Annotated in this window: 12 protein-coding genes and 5 pseudogenes; 6 read left to right on the top strand and 11 right to left on the bottom strand. The window is 58.4% G+C overall.

Annotation, left to right across the window (positions count from 1 at the left end; all coding sequences use genetic code 11):
• Positions 1 to 789, bottom strand: a 789-nt coding sequence (locus EOA85_RS09085; RefSeq protein ID WP_127209160.1) for an ABC transporter substrate-binding protein, incomplete at its 3' end; no start/stop codon positions are given.
• 698 nt (positions 790 to 1,487) lie between these two features.
• Here EOA85_RS09085 and EOA85_RS09080 point away from each other — a divergent pair.
• Entirely contained in the window at positions 1,488 to 3,374 is a 1,887-nt protein-coding gene (locus tag EOA85_RS09080) for an MBL fold metallo-hydrolase (RefSeq protein WP_127209159.1), read from the top strand.
• Between the two features lie 260 nt (positions 3,375 to 3,634).
• Here the strand turns inward: EOA85_RS09080 and EOA85_RS09075 are convergent, their stop codons facing one another.
• Together EOA85_RS09075 and EOA85_RS09070 are read right to left on the bottom strand one after the other, a co-directional pair.
• On the bottom strand, positions 3,635 to 3,868 hold the full coding sequence (locus EOA85_RS09075; protein WP_127209158.1) for a hypothetical protein: 234 nt from the start codon (positions 3,866 to 3,868) through the stop codon (positions 3,635 to 3,637).
• A 2-nt stretch (positions 3,869 to 3,870) separates the two neighbouring features.
• A protein-coding gene (locus tag EOA85_RS09070; protein ID WP_245485650.1) for an IS66 family transposase occupies positions 3,871 to 5,428 on the bottom strand; the annotation gives its coding sequence in 2 pieces (ribosomal slippage) (positions 3,871 to 5,277 and positions 5,279 to 5,428; 1,557 coding nt in all).
• Between EOA85_RS09070 and EOA85_RS38800 the strand changes: the two genes are divergently transcribed.
• Entirely contained in the window at positions 5,339 to 5,560 is a 222-nt protein-coding gene (locus EOA85_RS38800; protein WP_245485651.1) for a hypothetical protein, read from the top strand. The genes EOA85_RS09070 and EOA85_RS38800 overlap by 90 nt on opposite strands.
• Positions 5,561 to 6,062: 502 nt before the next feature.
• A complete protein-coding gene (locus EOA85_RS09065) occupies positions 6,063 to 8,150 on the top strand; it encodes a recombinase family protein (protein ID WP_127209156.1) in 2,088 nt (695 codons plus the stop codon).
• Here EOA85_RS09065 and tnpB read toward each other — a convergent pair.
• The 4 genes and pseudogenes from tnpB to EOA85_RS09050 all read right to left on the bottom strand — a co-directional run bounded on the left by tnpB (position 8,138) and on the right by EOA85_RS09050 (position 9,341).
• A complete protein-coding gene (tnpB, locus tag EOA85_RS09060; RefSeq protein WP_127209155.1) occupies positions 8,138 to 8,443 on the bottom strand; it encodes an IS66 family insertion sequence element accessory protein TnpB in 306 nt (101 codons plus the stop codon). The two genes, EOA85_RS09065 and tnpB, sit on opposite strands and share 13 nt — an antisense overlap.
• On the bottom strand, positions 8,440 to 8,793 hold the full coding sequence (locus EOA85_RS09055) for a transposase (protein WP_127209154.1): 354 nt from the start codon (positions 8,791 to 8,793) through the stop codon (positions 8,440 to 8,442). The genes tnpB and EOA85_RS09055 overlap by 4 nt, the downstream gene beginning before the upstream one ends.
• Positions 8,794 to 8,936: 143 nt before the next feature.
• Positions 8,937 to 9,098, bottom strand: a pseudogene (locus tag EOA85_RS38795) (IS701 family transposase); the annotation flags it as partial.
• Positions 9,099 to 9,125: 27 nt separating this feature from the next.
• Positions 9,126 to 9,341 (bottom strand): hypothetical protein, encoded by a 216-nt coding sequence (locus EOA85_RS09050; RefSeq protein WP_127209153.1) that lies wholly within the window; start codon positions 9,339 to 9,341, stop codon positions 9,126 to 9,128.
• A gap of 98 nt (positions 9,342 to 9,439) precedes the next feature.
• Between EOA85_RS09050 and EOA85_RS09045 the strand changes: the two genes are divergently transcribed.
• The 3 genes and pseudogenes from EOA85_RS09045 to EOA85_RS38790 all read left to right on the top strand — a co-directional run.
• Positions 9,440 to 9,943: a hypothetical protein gene (locus EOA85_RS09045; RefSeq protein WP_127209152.1), complete on the top strand. Its 504-nt coding sequence runs from the start codon at positions 9,440 to 9,442 to the stop codon at positions 9,941 to 9,943.
• Between the two features lie 362 nt (positions 9,944 to 10,305).
• Positions 10,306 to 11,931: a carbamoyltransferase C-terminal domain-containing protein gene (locus tag EOA85_RS09035; RefSeq protein WP_245485649.1), complete on the top strand. Its 1,626-nt coding sequence runs from the start codon at positions 10,306 to 10,308 to the stop codon at positions 11,929 to 11,931.
• Positions 11,932 to 12,149: 218 nt separating this feature from the next.
• A pseudogene (locus tag EOA85_RS38790) lies at positions 12,150 to 12,432 on the top strand (transposase); the annotation flags it as partial.
• A 261-nt stretch (positions 12,433 to 12,693) separates the two neighbouring features.
• On the opposite strand, the pseudogene EOA85_RS09025 reads toward EOA85_RS38790, so the two are convergent.
• From EOA85_RS09025 to EOA85_RS09015, 4 genes and pseudogenes are all read right to left on the bottom strand, one after another.
• Positions 12,694 to 13,928: pseudogene (locus EOA85_RS09025) on the bottom strand (IS110 family transposase).
• Positions 13,914 to 14,024: pseudogene (locus tag EOA85_RS38785) on the bottom strand (IS110 family transposase); the annotation flags it as partial. The pseudogenes EOA85_RS09025 and EOA85_RS38785, both read right to left, overlap by 15 nt.
• A 204-nt stretch (positions 14,025 to 14,228) precedes the next feature.
• Positions 14,229 to 15,176: pseudogene (locus tag EOA85_RS09020) on the bottom strand (IS110 family transposase); the annotation flags it as partial.
• Between the two features lie 457 nt (positions 15,177 to 15,633).
• Positions 15,634 to 16,242, bottom strand: a complete 609-nt coding sequence (locus EOA85_RS09015; RefSeq protein ID WP_127209150.1) for a 4'-phosphopantetheinyl transferase superfamily protein — start codon at positions 16,240 to 16,242, stop codon at positions 15,634 to 15,636.
• Positions 16,243 to 16,631: the final 389 nt, after the last annotated feature.

The following is a 16,631-nucleotide window of genomic DNA, read 5'->3' as shown; positions in this document are numbered from 1 at the left end:
TCGTTCCATCGCGTGGATCTGGCCTGTTGCCAGCGCATTTGTGCGCGCTGTGACATCATGTATGGCAAGAGCCTCGAACGAATCAAACCAGGCCGCATCGGATTTCCAATAATTGGCGAAACGTTTGGCCGTGCCTTTGACGCCGTAGTCAATGTTGTCGAGCACATAACCTCCAGCTCCAACTCCGGAGACGTCTGCCTTTCCGTCCTTCGCTGGTACGATTGCCAAGTGAAATCCTTCAAGAAGGTACGGAAAATCGGGATTGCCGTCCTTGAGAGCAAAGACCACAGTGCCAGGGCCGTCCGCACGGACTTCGTCGATCGGCTCAACAATGGTCCTTGCCGCTGATTTGGATTGCTCCCCGCGATGGTGATTGATGGAGGCAATAACGTCCTCGGCACCCAAGCTTTTGCCATTGTGGAACTCGACGCCTTTCCGCAACTTAAAGCTCCAGGTCTTGGCGTCTTTCGACACATCCCAGGATTCGGCAAGTTCGCCGTTAAGGTTACCGTCCGCGTCTATTTCGGTGAGATAGCCATGCAGAGTTTTGCCGAACAAATCAGTGAATGCGTTCGTGTAGGTTGCAGGATCGAGGGAATCGGACGTGTCACCGGCGCCAATTCCAAGCTTGAAATGCCCTCCCCTCTTGGGAGCCGATTCTTGAGCGACCATGGGAAGAATCGCGCCTGATGAAGTGACCGCCAGAACCCCAACCGCAGCCGCGGATTTGAGGACGCTCCTTCGGCTTACGGTCAAAGCTGGGTTTGAATGTTTACCCCATTTGCTCATTGCAGTTCTCCTCTCCTGGCCTTTGTATAGTGTCGGTGCTCGACATTGCCTGCTGCGGTCAAAACGCTGAAGTCGTACCAAGTCTCGAGCTTTGGATAGCACAATCGAGGGCGTTGGGAGTTTCGCAAAAAAGTAATCTGCCGAATGACTTTACTTCGGATTCGCCGGCGCAGGGATGGGCGTGCCCACGACCTAGCGAAGGGTATGAGAATGTGGTGAGGTCGCTTCGGCAGGTAGTCACAGAACATCGTTCGGCTGGACAAGACCATTACCTGATCGATCTGTCGCATTTGGCGTCGCCAAGATCATCGAGGACCGACTTCGGCTCGCCATCGCGTGCCCCCCTGCGCTCGAAACGTCCGAGTGCTTGCTCAGCTGAAATCGCCCCGGATGTCGGCCAGCTGGCGGCGCTGAAGTGCCGCGCAGGGGACAGCTAACCATGATGCAACCAACTCCGAGGCCCGTAGAGGCAACGGGCCGTTCACCACGACGGTGCTCGAATGAGCAGCGAAACTCGCACCCACAGCTGAAATAAAGTCATTCGTCAGATTACTTTTCTGCCCGATTACCGACTCTGCGGGGCATGCTATCTAGGTTTCTGCTGCTTGCTCGCTATCGGCGAACGTCAATGAGCATGTAGTCATCAGGCGGTCGGGATGGGTTGATCCGTCGGTTCGGCACGCTGCGGAGGAAGTATAATGTCCCTTATCCAGTTCTCAGAACACCTGTGGAAGTTTGAAGATAGTTGTAATGTCTACGTTTTGACAAGTGGTGACGAGTGCCTGATGATCGATACAGGGTCCGGTGCTGTTTTGCAGCATCTTCACACTATCGGCATCGAACGGGTTGACTGGGTTTTACATACCCATCACCACCGGGATCAGTGCTGGGGAACGCCTATTGTTCAGAAGGCAGGGGCAAAAATTGCCGTGCCAGAGTATGAGCGTCACCTGTTCGACAATGTCGAGGCCTATTGGCAGGCTCGACGTATCTATGACGCTTACAACGACAGCAACACCTTCTTTTCGCTAGGAGAAAATCTCGCGGTCGATGCCGTTCTCGAGGACTATTGCACTTTTATCTGGAAGGAATACGAATTCCGCGTATTGCCGTCGAAGGGTCACACATACGGCATGATCAGCCTAATCACAGATGTGGACGGTAAGAAAATTGCTTTTACAGGCGATCTAATGACAAGTAACGGAAAGCTCTACCAACTTCATGCAATGGAGTATAGCTACGGCGATCTTCTTGGGGTCGAATTCACAATGCAATCAATTCTCGCATTAAAAAAGCAAAACGTGCAGACCGCCTATCCATCTCATGGGGAACCGATTAGCAATGTGAAGGCGGATATTGAATCCCTCGAATCACGACTCGAATCGCTAGCCAGCATAGGAGGGCTTAATACATCAGGTAGAGAAAGTCGAGAACACAATTTTAATGAAAGGAAGGTCATCCGCGAGAGCAGGCTACAGCGTATTTCCGAGCATCTGCTTTGGGCAGGTCCGTATACCTGTTCAAACTTCTACATTGTACTGAGCGAAGGTGGCCATGCGATGCTGATTGACTATGGGCTGGCGTCATATGGGCATCTTCATTGGGGTGCCGATTCGGACGGCATGCAGGCCCTACGTTTTGTGGAACATCATATTGATCAACTGAGGGAAGATTTCGGAGTCCAGGATATCGAACTCGTGGTTCCTACGCATACCCATGACGACCATGTCTGTGGAATACCATTCCTCCAGAAACATTTCGGGACCAAGTGCTGGGCTCTCGATTCTGTGGCTGACGTTATTACCGATCCCGCTGCGTGGGCAAGTACGCCGTGCTGCTTCCACAAACCCATTGCAGTACACCGTATTCTGCATGATGGTGAGGCATTTACATGGAGAGGGTTCGACTTCGAGGTTTACTTTGCCCCAGGTCAAACCGAGTATCATGCCTTAATTTTGGGCATCATCGACGGTAAGCGGGTCGCTTTTGGGGGAGACAATCTGTTCCTTTTCAATCCTGGGGCCGAAGGGAATGAGCACGAGAAGATTGCCTACCAGACTACAGTCATGCGCAACAGCTTTCAGTTGGACATGCATCGCAGATGCGCGAATGTGATGCGGGCGACGAAGCCTGATCTCGTATGTCCTGGACACGGAGATCTGATTGCCATAGATCAGTCGAGGATCGCCGAATACACAGACTACATCGAGCGTAAGGAAGCAGCGTTCCGAGATGTAGTACACGAACCCGCAGACCATTTCATTGATCTTTTCTGGGCTCGAATGCTGCCATATCTTTCGAAGACCCGACCGAAAAGCAAAGTGACATATACAGTCAGAATCCGCAACAACTTGGAGCGCACTGCTGTATACAGTGCACGCCTTCTAGTGGCATCCGGTTGGGCTCCGGATGGAGAAGCCGAAAGCATCACCCTTCAACCTGGACAGCGAGGCGAGATAATGCTCGGGGCTATTGCCCCGTCTCAGGTCGATCCGCGGCGAAGGCTTATCTACGCTGAAGTCCTGATCGACGGTGTATCGCAAGGACCGGTGTGCGAAGCCCTCGTATCAACGTTACCTAGTTAGTTTCTTTCCCTGAGCGACTCATCAGGTAGTCAACTGATGGCTGAAGCGTTGCAAAACATTTGAGAGCTGCGTTAGCACCAACACGCCAAAAGCCAACTGGTGTGGCTCGCAAATCTGTTCGGCACCGGATCAATGTTTCAATTAGCCTCGAGGAACTCCGATCGGCGTTGGGCTAGGCACGCCTTCCAGGGTACGCATCCGGTGAACCGCAGACGTGCGTATCCGGCGGCCATGAGGACCTGAGCACCGGAGTGCTGGCGTCAAGTTTTTGATGGGGAGACGCGATGATATTCTTCGAGGAGGAGTTTGACCTCCTCGATGCCTTCATCGGTGAAGGCCAAGATCCCGTCGTCATCGTTGGTGCCGTACACCCAGATGACGCCGTCCTCCGGCTCGAGACCGAGGGTCAGTTCGTGGATGAGCGCTTCGCTGACGCCGAGGTCGCTGGCGACACGGCCGACGGTGTAGACGTGATGCACCTTATTGCGCTGCATGATCAGGCGGCAGCTGGTTGGGTCCGCAGTTTTGCGGACCTCCAATTCCACGGCAGCAGATCATCGATCCGATGGGCCGGATAGGCGGGCAGTCGGGCGAGGACGTCGGCGAGCCAGGCCTGCGGGTCGATATCGTTCATCTTGGCGCTGACGATCAGGCTGTAGAGAACGGCAGCGCGCTGTCCGCCGCGATCGGAACCGCAGAACAGCCAGGACTTTCTGCCGAGAGCGATGCCGCGCAGGGCTCGCTCGGCTGCATTGTTCGATAGGCAGATCCGCCCATCGTCGAGGAACCGGGTGAAGGATGACCAGCGGCGCAGCATGTAGTTGAAGGCCTTGGTCAGGTCGTGTCCGCGCGAGAGCTTGTCGCGCGTCTCGATCATCCAGCGCTCGAGCTCGGTGACCAGCGGCACGCTCCGCTCCTGGCGCACGGCGTGGCGTTGGGCTGGCGACAGGCCGTTGATCTCGCGCTCGATATCGAACAGGGCATCGATGCGCTTCACGGCTTCGACCGCCAGCGGATAGACCAGGTTGGGCTTCTCGCTGCGCGCCTTCTTGCGCGCCGCCGCTTCGATATCGGCCAGCTCGAACACTTTGCGCCGGCTGTGGGCCCAGCAGCTGGCTTCCATAACAGGCGCCGGCTGACGACCCGTCGCATAGAGACCGCCATAACCGCCAAAGGCATCGGCCTGCAGAATGCCGCTCCAGCCGGCGAGATGCGCCGCGGGATGTTCGCCTCGGCGATCGCGGGAATAGTAGAACACTGCCGCTGGCGGATCGGCGCCGCCGAACGGTCGGTCATCGCGCACATAGGTCCATAATCGACCGGTATCGGTCTTGCCCTTGGCCAGGACCGGCACCGTCGTGTCGTCGCCGTGCAGACGTGAAGCGGCCAGCACATGGGCTTCGAGCCGCTTGAACAGCGGCATCAGCGCCGCGGCGCCGGCGCCGACCTGGTCGGCGAGCGTCGACAGGCTGAGCGGCACGCCTTCGCGGGCATAGCGTTCGGCCTGGCGGTTGAGCGGCTGATGCTGGCCGAACTTCTCGAACAGGATCATCGCCAGCAGGCCGGGACCGGCCCAGCCGCGCGGGGTGGCGTGGAAGGGCGCCGGAGCCTGGCTGATCGTCTCGCATTCGCGGCAGGTGAACTTCTCCCGCACGTGCTGGATCACCTTCCATTGCCGCGGCACCACCTCCAGCGTCTCGGTGATATCCTCACCCAGCTTGCGCAGCCGATGACCGCCGCAGCAATGGCAAGCGCCCGGCCCCGGCTCGACCACGCGTTCGCGCGGCAGATGCTCTGGAAATGGCTGGCGCGCCGGTCGTTTGCGCACATAAGGCGCCACCTCGGTGGTCCGGGCCGCGGCCTGTTCGGCGGCGATCTCGTCTTCCGTCGCGGTGCTCTCGAGGTTCCTCGAAGGTGAGCTCCATCTGGTCGTGCAGGCGGGCTGAGCGTTCAGAACTCTGACCATGCAGCGCCCGCTGCAGCTTGCGGATCGTCAGATCCTGATGTGCGATCAGCGCCGCATTATCCGATGCCTTGGCCCTGGCGACCGCCAGTTCGGCCTCGACCAGCGCAGCGCGCACAGCCTCGTCTTCGGCTCTGGCCAGCGCCGCGGTCAGCGCCGCTCTCAGCGCGCCAATATCGTCCGGAACAGCATCCTGGGCGGTGGCAACCATGCCCTGGAGTGAATCATAAAACGCCTCCGCTGACTCGCGGAAAATGGCGCAAACTCAAAGAAAAACTCAGCCCGCGCGCTGCGGGCGGAACGTGTGACGCGGGTTGCGCCAGTCGATGCCTTCTAGTGAAGGCCTACAGGAATATCCCTGTTGGTGAGTCCGACGAATCATCGGGCGAGCTGGTCCGGGTTCTGGACCCACATCATCCGCTTTACGGCCGATCCTTCCGCCTGATCCGCCGAGTGGCGCATGGAGGTGGCAACTTTCCACCATCATATGAAGTCGAGCATCGTGATGGATCAACATTGCTGATCGCGGTGGCAGCAACGCAGAAGTATGTAGATGACGCGAATCAGACTAAATTGAGCGTCGAGGCGGTTCGGGATCTTGTCGCGGTGGCGGAATGTCTCGAAGGTCATGACCATAGACCCCAAGAGCCTGTGGGCGACGCTGTCACCAGCTTTGCGGCGTCAAATCCTCGACGACGTCGCCGGGGTTCTGGCGGAGGTGTCCCGTGAAGTCCGAACTGGTCAAGCCAACCCATCTGGCGCGCAGAGCGGTTGTTTACGTCCGGCAGTCGACGCCGCACCAGGTGGTCAGCAATCAAGAGAGCCTGCGGTTGCAGTACGCGCTTCGTCAGCGCGCCCGAGAACTCGGCTGGCATGATGCCGACGTCGATGTCATCGATGCCGATCTCGGCTTGAGCGCAGCGTCTGCTGCAAAGCGGAATGGCTTCAAGGAACTCGTCGGACGGGTTGGCCTCAGCGAGATCGGGTTGATCCTATCGATCGATGTGACGCGGCTGGCGCGCAACTGTTCAGATTGGTACCCGCTCCTGGATATCTGCGGCCTGCGCGGCTGCCTTATTGCCGATCGCGATGGCGTTTATGATCCCGGCAGCGCCAATGGCCGCCTGCTTCTCGGCCTGAAGGGAACGATCTCAGAGCTCGAGCTGCATACGATCCGCAGCCGTCTGACGGCTGGTCTGCTTGCCAAGGCCGAGCGCGGCGAGCTTGTCCTCATGCTGCCAGTAGGCTTGACGCGCGATCCGAGCGGGGTGGTTGTCAAAGATCCGGATCTTGCCGTTCAGGAACGGCTTGAGCTTGTGTTCCAGACATTCCTGAAGTTCCGCACCGTTGCCAAAGTTATGCGTGTGCTGAACAATCGGAGCCTGGCTTTGCCGCGCCGCGACCGGCACGGCGAGCTGCGCTGGGCGCGAGCGACGGTCTCGGCGGTGGCGGCAATCCTGAAGAACCCCGCTTATGCCGGTGCCTTCGTCTATGGACGAACCAGGCCCAGTGCCACCGCGTGCGAAGGCGGTTCGCCGGCAAAGGTGGCGCGGCCGATCGATGAATGGCGGATCGTCGTGAAGGACCGGTATCCGCCTTACATCGACTGGCCAACCTATGAGAATATCCGTGACGTCGTGCGAGACAACCGAGCCGAATACATGCGCATCAAGACGAGAGGTGCTCCCCGCAACGGCGAGCTTCTGCTGCATGGCATCGTCTGGTGCGGGCGGTGCGGCCACAAGATGTACGTTCGCTACAAACGTGGCGGAGAGTATGTGTGCAATCATCTGCGCTCCCACACTGGCTTGCCGGCCTGCCAGCACATCCGCGCTTCACGCGTGGATGCCGCTGTGGCCGACGCATTCTTGGCGGCGCTGGCGCCTGCCGAGATTGATGCGCTGTCGCGAGCCCGCCGGGCGCAACAGCAGGTCGACAAGGCCCTGCGCAGCAGCGCGGAACGTGAGCTTGAGCGCAAGCGCTATACTGCAGCGTTGGCCGAGCGCCAGTTCAACCGCGTCGATCCGGACAATCGTCTTGTCGCCGGCGAACTCGAGCGTCGATGGGAAGCGGCGTTGAGCGAGGTTCGCGCTGCCGAAGAAGCCCTTGCCCAGCAAGTTTCGGCCGAGCCCGTCATGCAAATGGCGCTGGGCAAAACCCTCAACAGCAAGGTCGTCACCCTTTCCGGTCGCCTGCCGCAAATCTGGGCGGACGTCGCCACGACGGACGCGCATCGCAAGGCGCTGTTGCGGTGTCTGGTCGAAAAAGTCGTTCTCGATCGCGGCGAGCACGATGTTGCTGTGGCCAGAATTGTCTGGCGAGGCGGCGCGGTCACGGAACTTGAGGTCAAGATGAAGGTCAACTCCGTCGCCAAGCTCACGCGCGGTGAAGAAATGCGTGCGCGTCTGCTCGATCTCGCAATAGCCGGCATGCCTGATGATGAGATTGCCGCCGTCCTCACCCAGGAGGGGCACCGCTCGCCCAATTGCGCCGAAAAGGTCCTGCCGATCACCGTGCAGCGGATCCGGCTCGGCGCCGGGATCAGGATAACGACACAGCGCAACCGATGGACCCACAAGGCCACTTCGCTGAGCGCCACACAATTGGCCGCACGGCTGAACATCCCCGTCAATTGGATCTATGTGCAAATCAGACAGAAGCGCCTCCTGATCGACCGTCAGCCGACCGGAGCCTATCTGTTCCAAAACTCCCCTTCCGTAATCAATGCTGTCCGCGACCTCCGCAACCACACCATCCGCCACCTTGATCTGAGAATCATTCAGCCTCAACAGGAGGGGTATCAACATGTGTGATCGAGCATGTAGGCGAGCTGCGCCGGCGATATGGAAACCGTGCCGTCCGCCGGCGACGGCCATAGAAACCGGCCCTTCTCGAGCCGTTTCGCATACAGCGACATGCCGAGCCCATCATGCCAGATAATCTTGATCAGATTGCCGCTGCGGCCGCGGAAGACATAAATATCGCCGGCATGCGGATCCCGGCCCAACGTCTCCTGAACCTGCAGAGCAAGGCCTTGCATCCCGCGACGCATATCGGTCCGGCCGACCGCCAACCAGATCCGCACCTGGCTCGGAACCGGGATCATGAAATGCCCAGCGCCTTCACCATCGCCGCCGCCAGTGCCGGCGGCGTGGTCAGCGGAATCCGCAGCCGCACCTTGCCGGCGATCTCCAGCTCGATCATCGCTGGGGCCGCCGCCGGCACCGAAGCGGCGACAGGCTTATCGGGAACCACGACAACTTCGGCAAAGCCCGTCTCGCGGGCTCTGACTGTGCGGCGCCACTTGTAGATCAGGCTGGTCGCGACATCGTACTGACGCGCCACCGCCGTCACTGTGGCCCCGGGCGCGAATGCCGCGGCCAGTATCCGGTACTGATCCGCTTCACTCCAACGCCGCCGCCGCTCCGGCCCGGTCAATAACGTCACATGGCTCATGCTGTGCTGCTAACTTCGCTCGTAAGGACGACCTTAAGAGCGCAGCCTCGCTACCGTGCCATCCTCTCGCAAGGCGGCCTTCGCCGGAGGCGTACCTTCCAGGTGTCAGGCCAAGTTGCCAATGTCTCCCGCTCCCTCGGCGGGGGCGGCCCGTCTGCGAGACGAACACGGACAGCGGCGAAGCGTGCTGAGAGCCGACTTTTGGCGCGACGCCGCCAACTGACCGCCCACCACTGAGCTGTCTCCAGCATCGCCTGCGCGGTAATCGAGTCTCGGAGGATGTGGCGTTGGCGCGACCGGCCGCGCACCTTCGGGGACGATCCGCCGCCCGGTTACGTCGAGGTCGATTTCGTGGCGCATTCCGGCACATCTTCGTCCGGCAGCTTTGTGCAGACAATGGTGTTGACCGATATTGCCACGGGGTGGACCGAATGCGTTCCGGTCCGCACGCGCGACAGCGGCAATGTGATTGTGGCGATCCAGCAGGCCCGCTCGTTCTTTCCCTTCCCCCTGCTGGGCGTAGATCTCGAGAACGACAGCGCCTTCATGAACGAGTTCGTCGTCTCCTGGTGCCGAGGTGAGAAACTGGAAGTGACGCGCTCTGGCGTCTATCGAAAGAATGACCATGCGCATGGGGAGCAGAAGAATGGCGCCATCCGTCCTTGGTCAACTTTATGCTGTGGTGCAGCTTTACGACAATCTGTTCCAGCCGTCATTCAAGCTTCAGGAGAAGACGCGGATCGTCGCTCATGTGATCAAGCGCTATCATCCGCCAGTTCCGCCTGCGGCCCGTGTCCTTCCACATCCGGGTGTGGCCGAGGCCACCAAGCAGCAGCTACAGGCAATGATGGAAACCGCCGATCCCGTGCTGCTGCTTGCTGCGCTTGGACGGCGGATCGATCGTCGTGGCCTGAATGCGAAGATTGAGGAGCCGGCCGTTATCGATCTCCAGCGCTTCGCCGCGAATCTGAAGACGGCCTGGAAGAGTGGCGAGACACGACCAACGCATCACGTGGCCGTATCCACGGACCAAGCCCTATCCGAAGAGACCCAGCATGTACGAGCCGTTCGAGGCGCAGATCAAGGCATGGCTCCAGGAAGAGCCGGCGTTCTCGGCAGCAAGTGTGTTGCAACGCCTAACAAAGATTGACCCGTCGCGCTTCAAGGAAAAGAACCTGAGAATGGTGCAACGGCTTGTGAAGGCTGGCGCGTGGAAATGGCCGGGCTGATCATCCTCAATGGCGGTTGGATGAAGAGCTGGCCCCTATCTCCCTCAGCTGCGACGGAAGGAGATAGGGGCCATGTCGGCCCTATCGCGCTTGGCTAATTGAGCCTTTGAGAGACGATGACTTACATCGCCCTCCGACCCTCCCCATCAAGCGTGTGGTCATGAAAGGACTGAAAAAATAAACCCGGTTGCTTCATGTAGCGCAATATATTTTAACAAACATACATCAAAATCTTACAGATATACGGCTTTATCGCTCCAGGTGGATGATGATAATTAATAAGATGGAGATCTATCAGAACGCGGCAACCAAAATGCGGAACCAAGGGAGCAATAGAAACATGAGGATAATGTCGTTCAAGCCGGGCCATGATGGAACAATTGCAGCGGTGGATGCATCAGCAGCCGAACTGACGTATTCATACGAGGCTGAGAAGGATAGCTTTGCCAGGTATTCGACTATCAATCCGACGACTATTCTCGAAGCCGCTGGACGCCTGGACGACATTCCGGATGTGTTTGCTGTCGGTGGGTGGGACACAGGATTCAACCACGATCCGGTGGGATACTACGGCATAGCTCAGGGATCGGATGTTGTGGGCGAGAGGACAGTTTTTGGCCGCAAGGTGCACTTCTATTCCTCGACGCACGAGCGCTCCCATCTCTGGGGCTCCTACGGTATGTCGCCATTCCCCGCCGGGACGCCCTGTTATGCGCTGATCTGGGAAGGATGGTGCGGCGATTTCTATGAAATCGATGAGTACATGCAGGTCGTGCATCTGGGAAAGGTGATGGCGAACCCTGGCTACAAATATGCTTTCCTTTATGCGCTCGCCGATCCGAGAGCAGGACCAACACGCATGGAAGGCGCCGGCAAGCTAATGGCGCTTGCCGGGTATGGGCAGACCGGATCGCCTGACTTGGACGAGCAGGCGCTAATCGATTTCCTGCTTCCAAGCGATCTGTACCCGTTACATAAGAAGGATCTGCGAGATTCGCCTTATTACAACATTGGCGTAACCCATCAGAAGTTCACTAACCTCGCTAGGCGCGTTTCAGATGCCATTTTCGATTCGTTCCACACTTTCGCGAAGAAGAACCTGACTAAGGGCTACCCGCTGCTGATTTCCGGCGGGTGTGGATTGAACTGCGAGTGGAATCGCCGTTGGCTCGAAACAAACCTTTTTTCCGACGTTTTTATTCCGCCATGCGCAAACGATACAGGCTCCGCAATCGGGACCGCAGTCGACGCGATGCGACATTTCACAGGCAATGCTAAGATCAAATGGAACGTCTATTCAGGCCAGCCTTTCACACTTGACGAAATTGACCACACCGGGCTCGAGGTCTATCCACTCGACTACGGTCAGGTAGTCTCGGCATTGCTCGATGACAAGGTGATTGGCTGGGTACAGGGGAATTGCGAAATCGGACCACGGGCGCTCGGCAACCGGTCAATTCTCGCGGCGCCCTTTTCAAAGGCAACCCACGAGCGGCTAAACCGCATCAAGAACCGGGAGGGTTTCCGCCCGATCGCGCCGGTTTGCCTGGAGGAGGACGTCGCGCTCCACTTCGACTTGGCACGTCCGTCGCCCCACATGCTTCTTTTCCAGCAGGTTCTCGATAGCCGGTTGGAGGCTGTCACGCATGCTGACGGAACAGCCCGGGCTCAGACAGTTTCGCGGAAGCAGAACTGGCAGCTTTTTCAACTGCTTACCTCGTTCAAGGCGAAAAGCGGAGTCGGCGTTCTCTGCAACACATCGCTGAACTTCAGCGGCACCGGCTTCATCAATCGCGCAAGCGATTTGCTGACCTATGCCCGGGCCGCGGGGCTTGACGGATTCGTGATCCACGATACCTTCTATCTACTGAAAGAGGGTCCAGTCAGCGTGTCGGGGGGACAGAAATGACCGCGTAGCGCGCCCTCGTGCTCGGACCGGCGCGTGGCAGCTTCGAGTTCAGCGGCTTAATCACTTTTCGCAACCGTTATGATCATGAGGTGCCATCGGATCCCCGCTGGCATCGTTGCCGTGCTCCCCTGAATTGTCCTCGGTTTGAGGTTAGCCTGCTCCTCGGATGAGGAGACAGTCAATGAAGCGATCAGATTTCTGACGAACAGATCATCGGCATGTTGAAGGAGCACCAGGTTGGGCTCTCGGCGACGGAACTGTGCCGGAAATACGGTGTGAGCGACGTGACCTTCTATAAGTGGCGCTCGAAGTATGGTGGCATGGATGTACCGGGGGCGAAGCGGCTGTAGACCCTCGAGGAGGACAAGGGCAAGCTGAAGCGTCTGCTGGCCGATGCCATGCTCGACGTCTCAACCTTGCGCGAGATGCTGGTAAACAAACTTCTGACGCCCGAGTCGAGGATGACTGCCCCTGACCTGGGCGATCGAGAGCAAGGGCTACCCCTGCATGACCGTGTCGGACAACGTCTAAGCGTGGAAGGAAAGGGAGCCTGCAGTCAAGGTCTCTCTGTCCGTCAACATGCGCTTGCTGCGTGGCGTTGGTCAAGTCGTCGCGGCTTCCACCGGCAAGGGAAACGATCTCGTCCATAGCAAACACAGGGTACGCACGAAGGCGGCCCCTCACCTCCTAAACACGAGCTTCTGATCCAGGCGGGCTATCCGAACATTGTCTACAGCGTCATCGAAGCGATGCCCTCACGGCCTAGCTGACAGAGGTTCTTCCACCTGCACCCGCCCTCAACGAAGGGCCGTTCGTCGGAACCACCTTTGACGACGGCGTGCATGACGCGCGCCATCTTGGCGGTAATAGCGGTCATTGCCTTGCGGCCTAGATCGGGATTGTCGCGATCCCTCGCAATGTAGCGTTCGAACTTATGACGGACGCCATTCTCCCGCTGGCGGATGGCGACTTGTCCGGCGATCCACAGGGTGCGACGCAGCCGAGCATTGCCGAATTTGGAAAGGCGGGTCTGGCCCCGATATTGGCCTGACTCCTGCAAAACTCTAGAACTGGCGATGATGACCGAAACGGCCAAGATCGCCGGCTTCGGCAATGATGGTCAATGCGTTGATCGGTCCGATTCCCGGGATTTGTCGCAGGAGTTGATAATCCTGGCTGTGCCGCAACAGCTCGTCGGTCTGCGCTTCGATCTCATTGCGCTGCCGGATCAGGCTGCGTGCTTCGTCAATGACCATCCGGAACATGCGAATGGCGGGGGCATCGAGCGGCAGCGGCAGTCCGATCGATGAGCGCGCCGTCTCGTAAATATCCATTAGGATCTACGTCTTGCTGACCTTGCGGCCGACGACGTCCCACGCTGCTGTCACAAACTCCTCGTTCGTCAGCGCCGTGCTGCTTGCTGGGGTCAGGAAGGCATGGAGGAAAGCGAAAGAACCAATCGCTGCGGCTGTCTCCCCCGGAAGCGCTCGATCTCGGGAAAATACAGCGGCAGGTAATGCGTCAGGATACGGTGTTGGATCTCAGTCTTGGCCCTGGCGAACTTCATGGGTCTTCGACAACTCCTGCACGTCGTTGATGCCGGCGCGCAGCGGATCATGGTAGACCTGTGTCGCCTGGATCCTGAGCGTATGCAGCATCACCTTTGGCATCCTTTGGATCGTTCTTGTCCCAGCTGTTGTGCAACGCTTCTCGTGTTCGGGCCAGCGCCAGGGACGACACCAGCCGCACCTCAAAACCCGCTTCAGGCAGGCCCTATGCTATCGGCCGGTGACAGTTCCGGTCGCCTCAAAGGCGCAGACCACAGGGCGGCCATACGCCTGGAGCACTTCGATCAGATGGTCGTGCTCAGCATGGGTGTTGAGGACCAAAAGGCAACGCCGGCGCTTGTGGCCTGGTGCTTCGAACAGAACTTCATTGCGCACTTTGGCTATGTCGATCGGTACCAGCACCGCGGCGGCGGGTGCGTGCGCGTTCATGTGCACCTGCTTGGGATTGGCGACCACGATCCGGTCGACATAGGGCGACAGCACTTCAGCGACGGCCGTGGCATTGCCGGTCGCATCGATCACCAAATGATCATCGTGGGTGAGTTCCCTCCTGGCGAACTCCTCGAGCTTATTGCCGGCACTTGAACGCGGCCGAGCTTCACGATCTCGCCATCAAGCAACGACACGACCTCCTCGGCTGCGATGTATCTCCATGCCGATAATGCGCACCCTTCTCTCCATCGTTGGTCACGAACAGGGAGCCAGAGGCAGCACGGGCCGTCAGTCGGGCTTCCAGGCGATCTCTCTCACCCATGGCGGCGCCTGCTCCAGACGATACAGCTTCTTCGCGCCGACTCTCGGCGCATGCCTATAGGTCCTGCGCTCTCGACCAGCATATGACGAACGCGGCCGTTCCCTACATTGGTGATGTCGCCTCGTCTGACTGTCTCTCCGGTCGACGCTCACCAGGAACAAGGCCAAGATAGCCCATGAGCTGGCGCGGTCTTCGAAACGGCGCACGTCGCCAATCTCGGTGGCAAACGTCACGGCAACAACTAGATCTACACCACGTAATGTCTGCAGCGCCCGCACGATCGGCGCCAGCGACCAGGCTGGAACGAACTCCTCGATCACACGCTCAAGCCGCTCGACCCGCTCTTTCGAGATGCGACCGCCTCGACCATCTCCTGAAGCGCGATCTGATGCGCGGGATGATCGATCTGCTGCGCCTCCAGCAGCAGAGATAGCGCATCGTCCAGCCCTTCACGCGAGGATAGATGCGTCCATGCTTGAGCATGAAGGAACTCACGTGCTGGCGGTGAACGCGAAGTGTCTCAACTGCGGCCGCCCGAGCGCGGACGAGATCCCGCATGGCCTCGTGACTCTCGTCAGGAACCCAAACCGCGGTAAGTTCGCCCGCGCGAAGCAGCCTGGCCAACGACAATGCATCTCGGCGATTCGTCTTTACCCGGTCGCCCGGCCTTCTCGGTATCAGCGACGGCGCTACCACGGTTCATTCGTGGCCAAACAAATGGATCAGGCGATAGAGACCATAACCGGTCGGGCCTGCCTCGTAGCAGAAATGGACACGATCAAACCCGGAGGCGATCCGCTGGATAACGCGGTGCATGCTCGTATCCGACGCATCAACCTCCCCGAAGAAGCGAACCTCTCCCCCCGGCCAGCGTCCGCAATCGCGATGGCGTTCCTCAGCTTCGCGAAATCAATTCCGACAATGCTTCCCTATAATCTGCCACGGCTCGTCCTCCTGTGATGAGGATCGGCTCGGACCCTCGGACGCGCAGTGTAGGGCGAGCCACCTCACCGACACAGGCGGACATACGGTCTTACGCCGAGTTCGCCACCACCTTCAGTCCGCAACGGTCGCTCGCGCTGCGCTATGCGGAAGGGTCCGCACCAGCGCCCGTCGCTTCACCCGCCCAGCAGGGCACAACCCACGCCGGAAACGAACTCACAACTGGATAGAAACAGGTGGCAAGGTCAAACTGGCCATGGAACGTTGCGTTCGGCTTTATTTCAAGATCCCATTTCTCGGAATGTTTCAAGATCATCCGTGGAAAAACTCCGGCAGCGATGCTGTCTGGCAGCGCTCGCGGCACACTGAAGGAATGGGTAACTTTCCGATCTCGCAGCAGCGGCAATATTCAGCACGATGAACTAAACCTATATATAATCATAACCTCTCGTAGTACGCCAAGCCAATAACATTTTTTGACTTGGAGATCTCAATGGAAAAAGTACAATTTTCTTTTGCTACGTATGCCACTTTAGATATGAGGTCAATCTCGACGTCCTGAAAATCAAGGGTTTGGTTACATAGGGGGAAGCACGCCTTGTAGACGGCCTCCTTAAGAACGAACAGGTCTCGTCGCTGGAGCAGAGGTAAGTCGTACACGGTTTGCTCTCTAGAAGTTGCAACCAAGCCAATTAGGTCGTTCGGAAGAGGTTCGTCAGGTTCAATGTCGACACCCAGCGCTGCGATTAATCTCTTCTCTGCAATTGCGGCGGCTGCTACTGTATCGTGATGAGACAAAGAGCCAACAATGCCGGCTGGCCAGATCGGAGCACCAGATTGCGTCTTCAAGATAGGCATTGGTGGAAATCCTAGTTTGGCGAGGAGTGTCCGGGCGACAATTCTTGCCGCGCCGCTTTGGCGACGAATTTTGGCAACGGCGCGTTCCAGCGCAGCAACTTCGGAAGCGACCAAGGCGGCCTCGTCGACGCGTTCTATCGGACGAATTCCGACGAGGACGTTCGGTTGATCAAACCTTATAACATCCATTTATTTGTCTCCTTGAGGCTTGCGGACGGGGATCTCAGGCAATGTAGCTCGTGGTCGAGCTCCACAACAGGGTCCATAGAACGGAGGATTCTTCTTGGACGCACGACACCAAACGCGAGTTAGCCGGCCGTGGACTAAGCACGTGCTTTTGCTTTGACGAGGTGAAGGCTGGCGCAGCTATCACACAGCAGAAACTTGCACGCTGCTAGATCACGTCCTGTGATCGATGTATCGATTGTGATGTGACAGCAGCGTCTTGTGCTGATTGAACTAAACCGCTGCCGCGGTAGCTGATGCGGGGTCTGGCCTGAGGAGGCCCCTGTCTGAGAAGATTTGGTGTCGAGCCAACCTTCCAGACAGGAGAACCCCAGATGGCCCAGATAAGCCCT

Origin of the sequence: Mesorhizobium sp. M5C.F.Ca.IN.020.29.1.1 (assembly GCF_003997375.1) — a bacterium.
GTDB classification, from domain to species: Bacteria; Pseudomonadota; Alphaproteobacteria; order Rhizobiales; family Rhizobiaceae; genus Mesorhizobium; species Mesorhizobium wenxiniae.
Note: the sequence above shows the minus strand (reverse complement) of the source record. Positions and strands in the feature narration are given on the sequence as shown.

Coding starts and splice junctions, on each gene's coding strand:
- EOA85_RS09080 (WP_127209159.1), top strand. CDS start 1,488: ATGTCCCTTATCCAGTTCTCAGAACACCTGTGGAAGTTTGAAGATAGT.
- EOA85_RS09075 (WP_127209158.1), bottom strand. CDS start 3,868: ATGCAGCGCAATAAGGTGCATCACGTCTACACCGTCGGCCGTGTCGCC.
- EOA85_RS38800 (WP_245485651.1), top strand. CDS start 5,339: ATGCAGCGCCCGCTGCAGCTTGCGGATCGTCAGATCCTGATGTGCGAT.
- tnpB (WP_127209155.1), bottom strand. CDS start 8,443: ATGATCCCGGTTCCGAGCCAGGTGCGGATCTGGTTGGCGGTCGGCCGG.
- EOA85_RS09055 (WP_127209154.1), bottom strand. CDS start 8,793: ATGAGCCATGTGACGTTATTGACCGGGCCGGAGCGGCGGCGGCGTTGG.
- EOA85_RS09050 (WP_127209153.1), bottom strand. CDS start 9,341: ATGAAGGCGCTGTCGTTCTCGAGATCTACGCCCAGCAGGGGGAAGGGA.
- EOA85_RS09045 (WP_127209152.1), top strand. CDS start 9,440: ATGGCGCCATCCGTCCTTGGTCAACTTTATGCTGTGGTGCAGCTTTAC.
- EOA85_RS09035 (WP_245485649.1), top strand. CDS start 10,306: ATGGAGATCTATCAGAACGCGGCAACCAAAATGCGGAACCAAGGGAGC.
- EOA85_RS09015 (WP_127209150.1), bottom strand. CDS start 16,242: ATGGATGTTATAAGGTTTGATCAACCGAACGTCCTCGTCGGAATTCGT.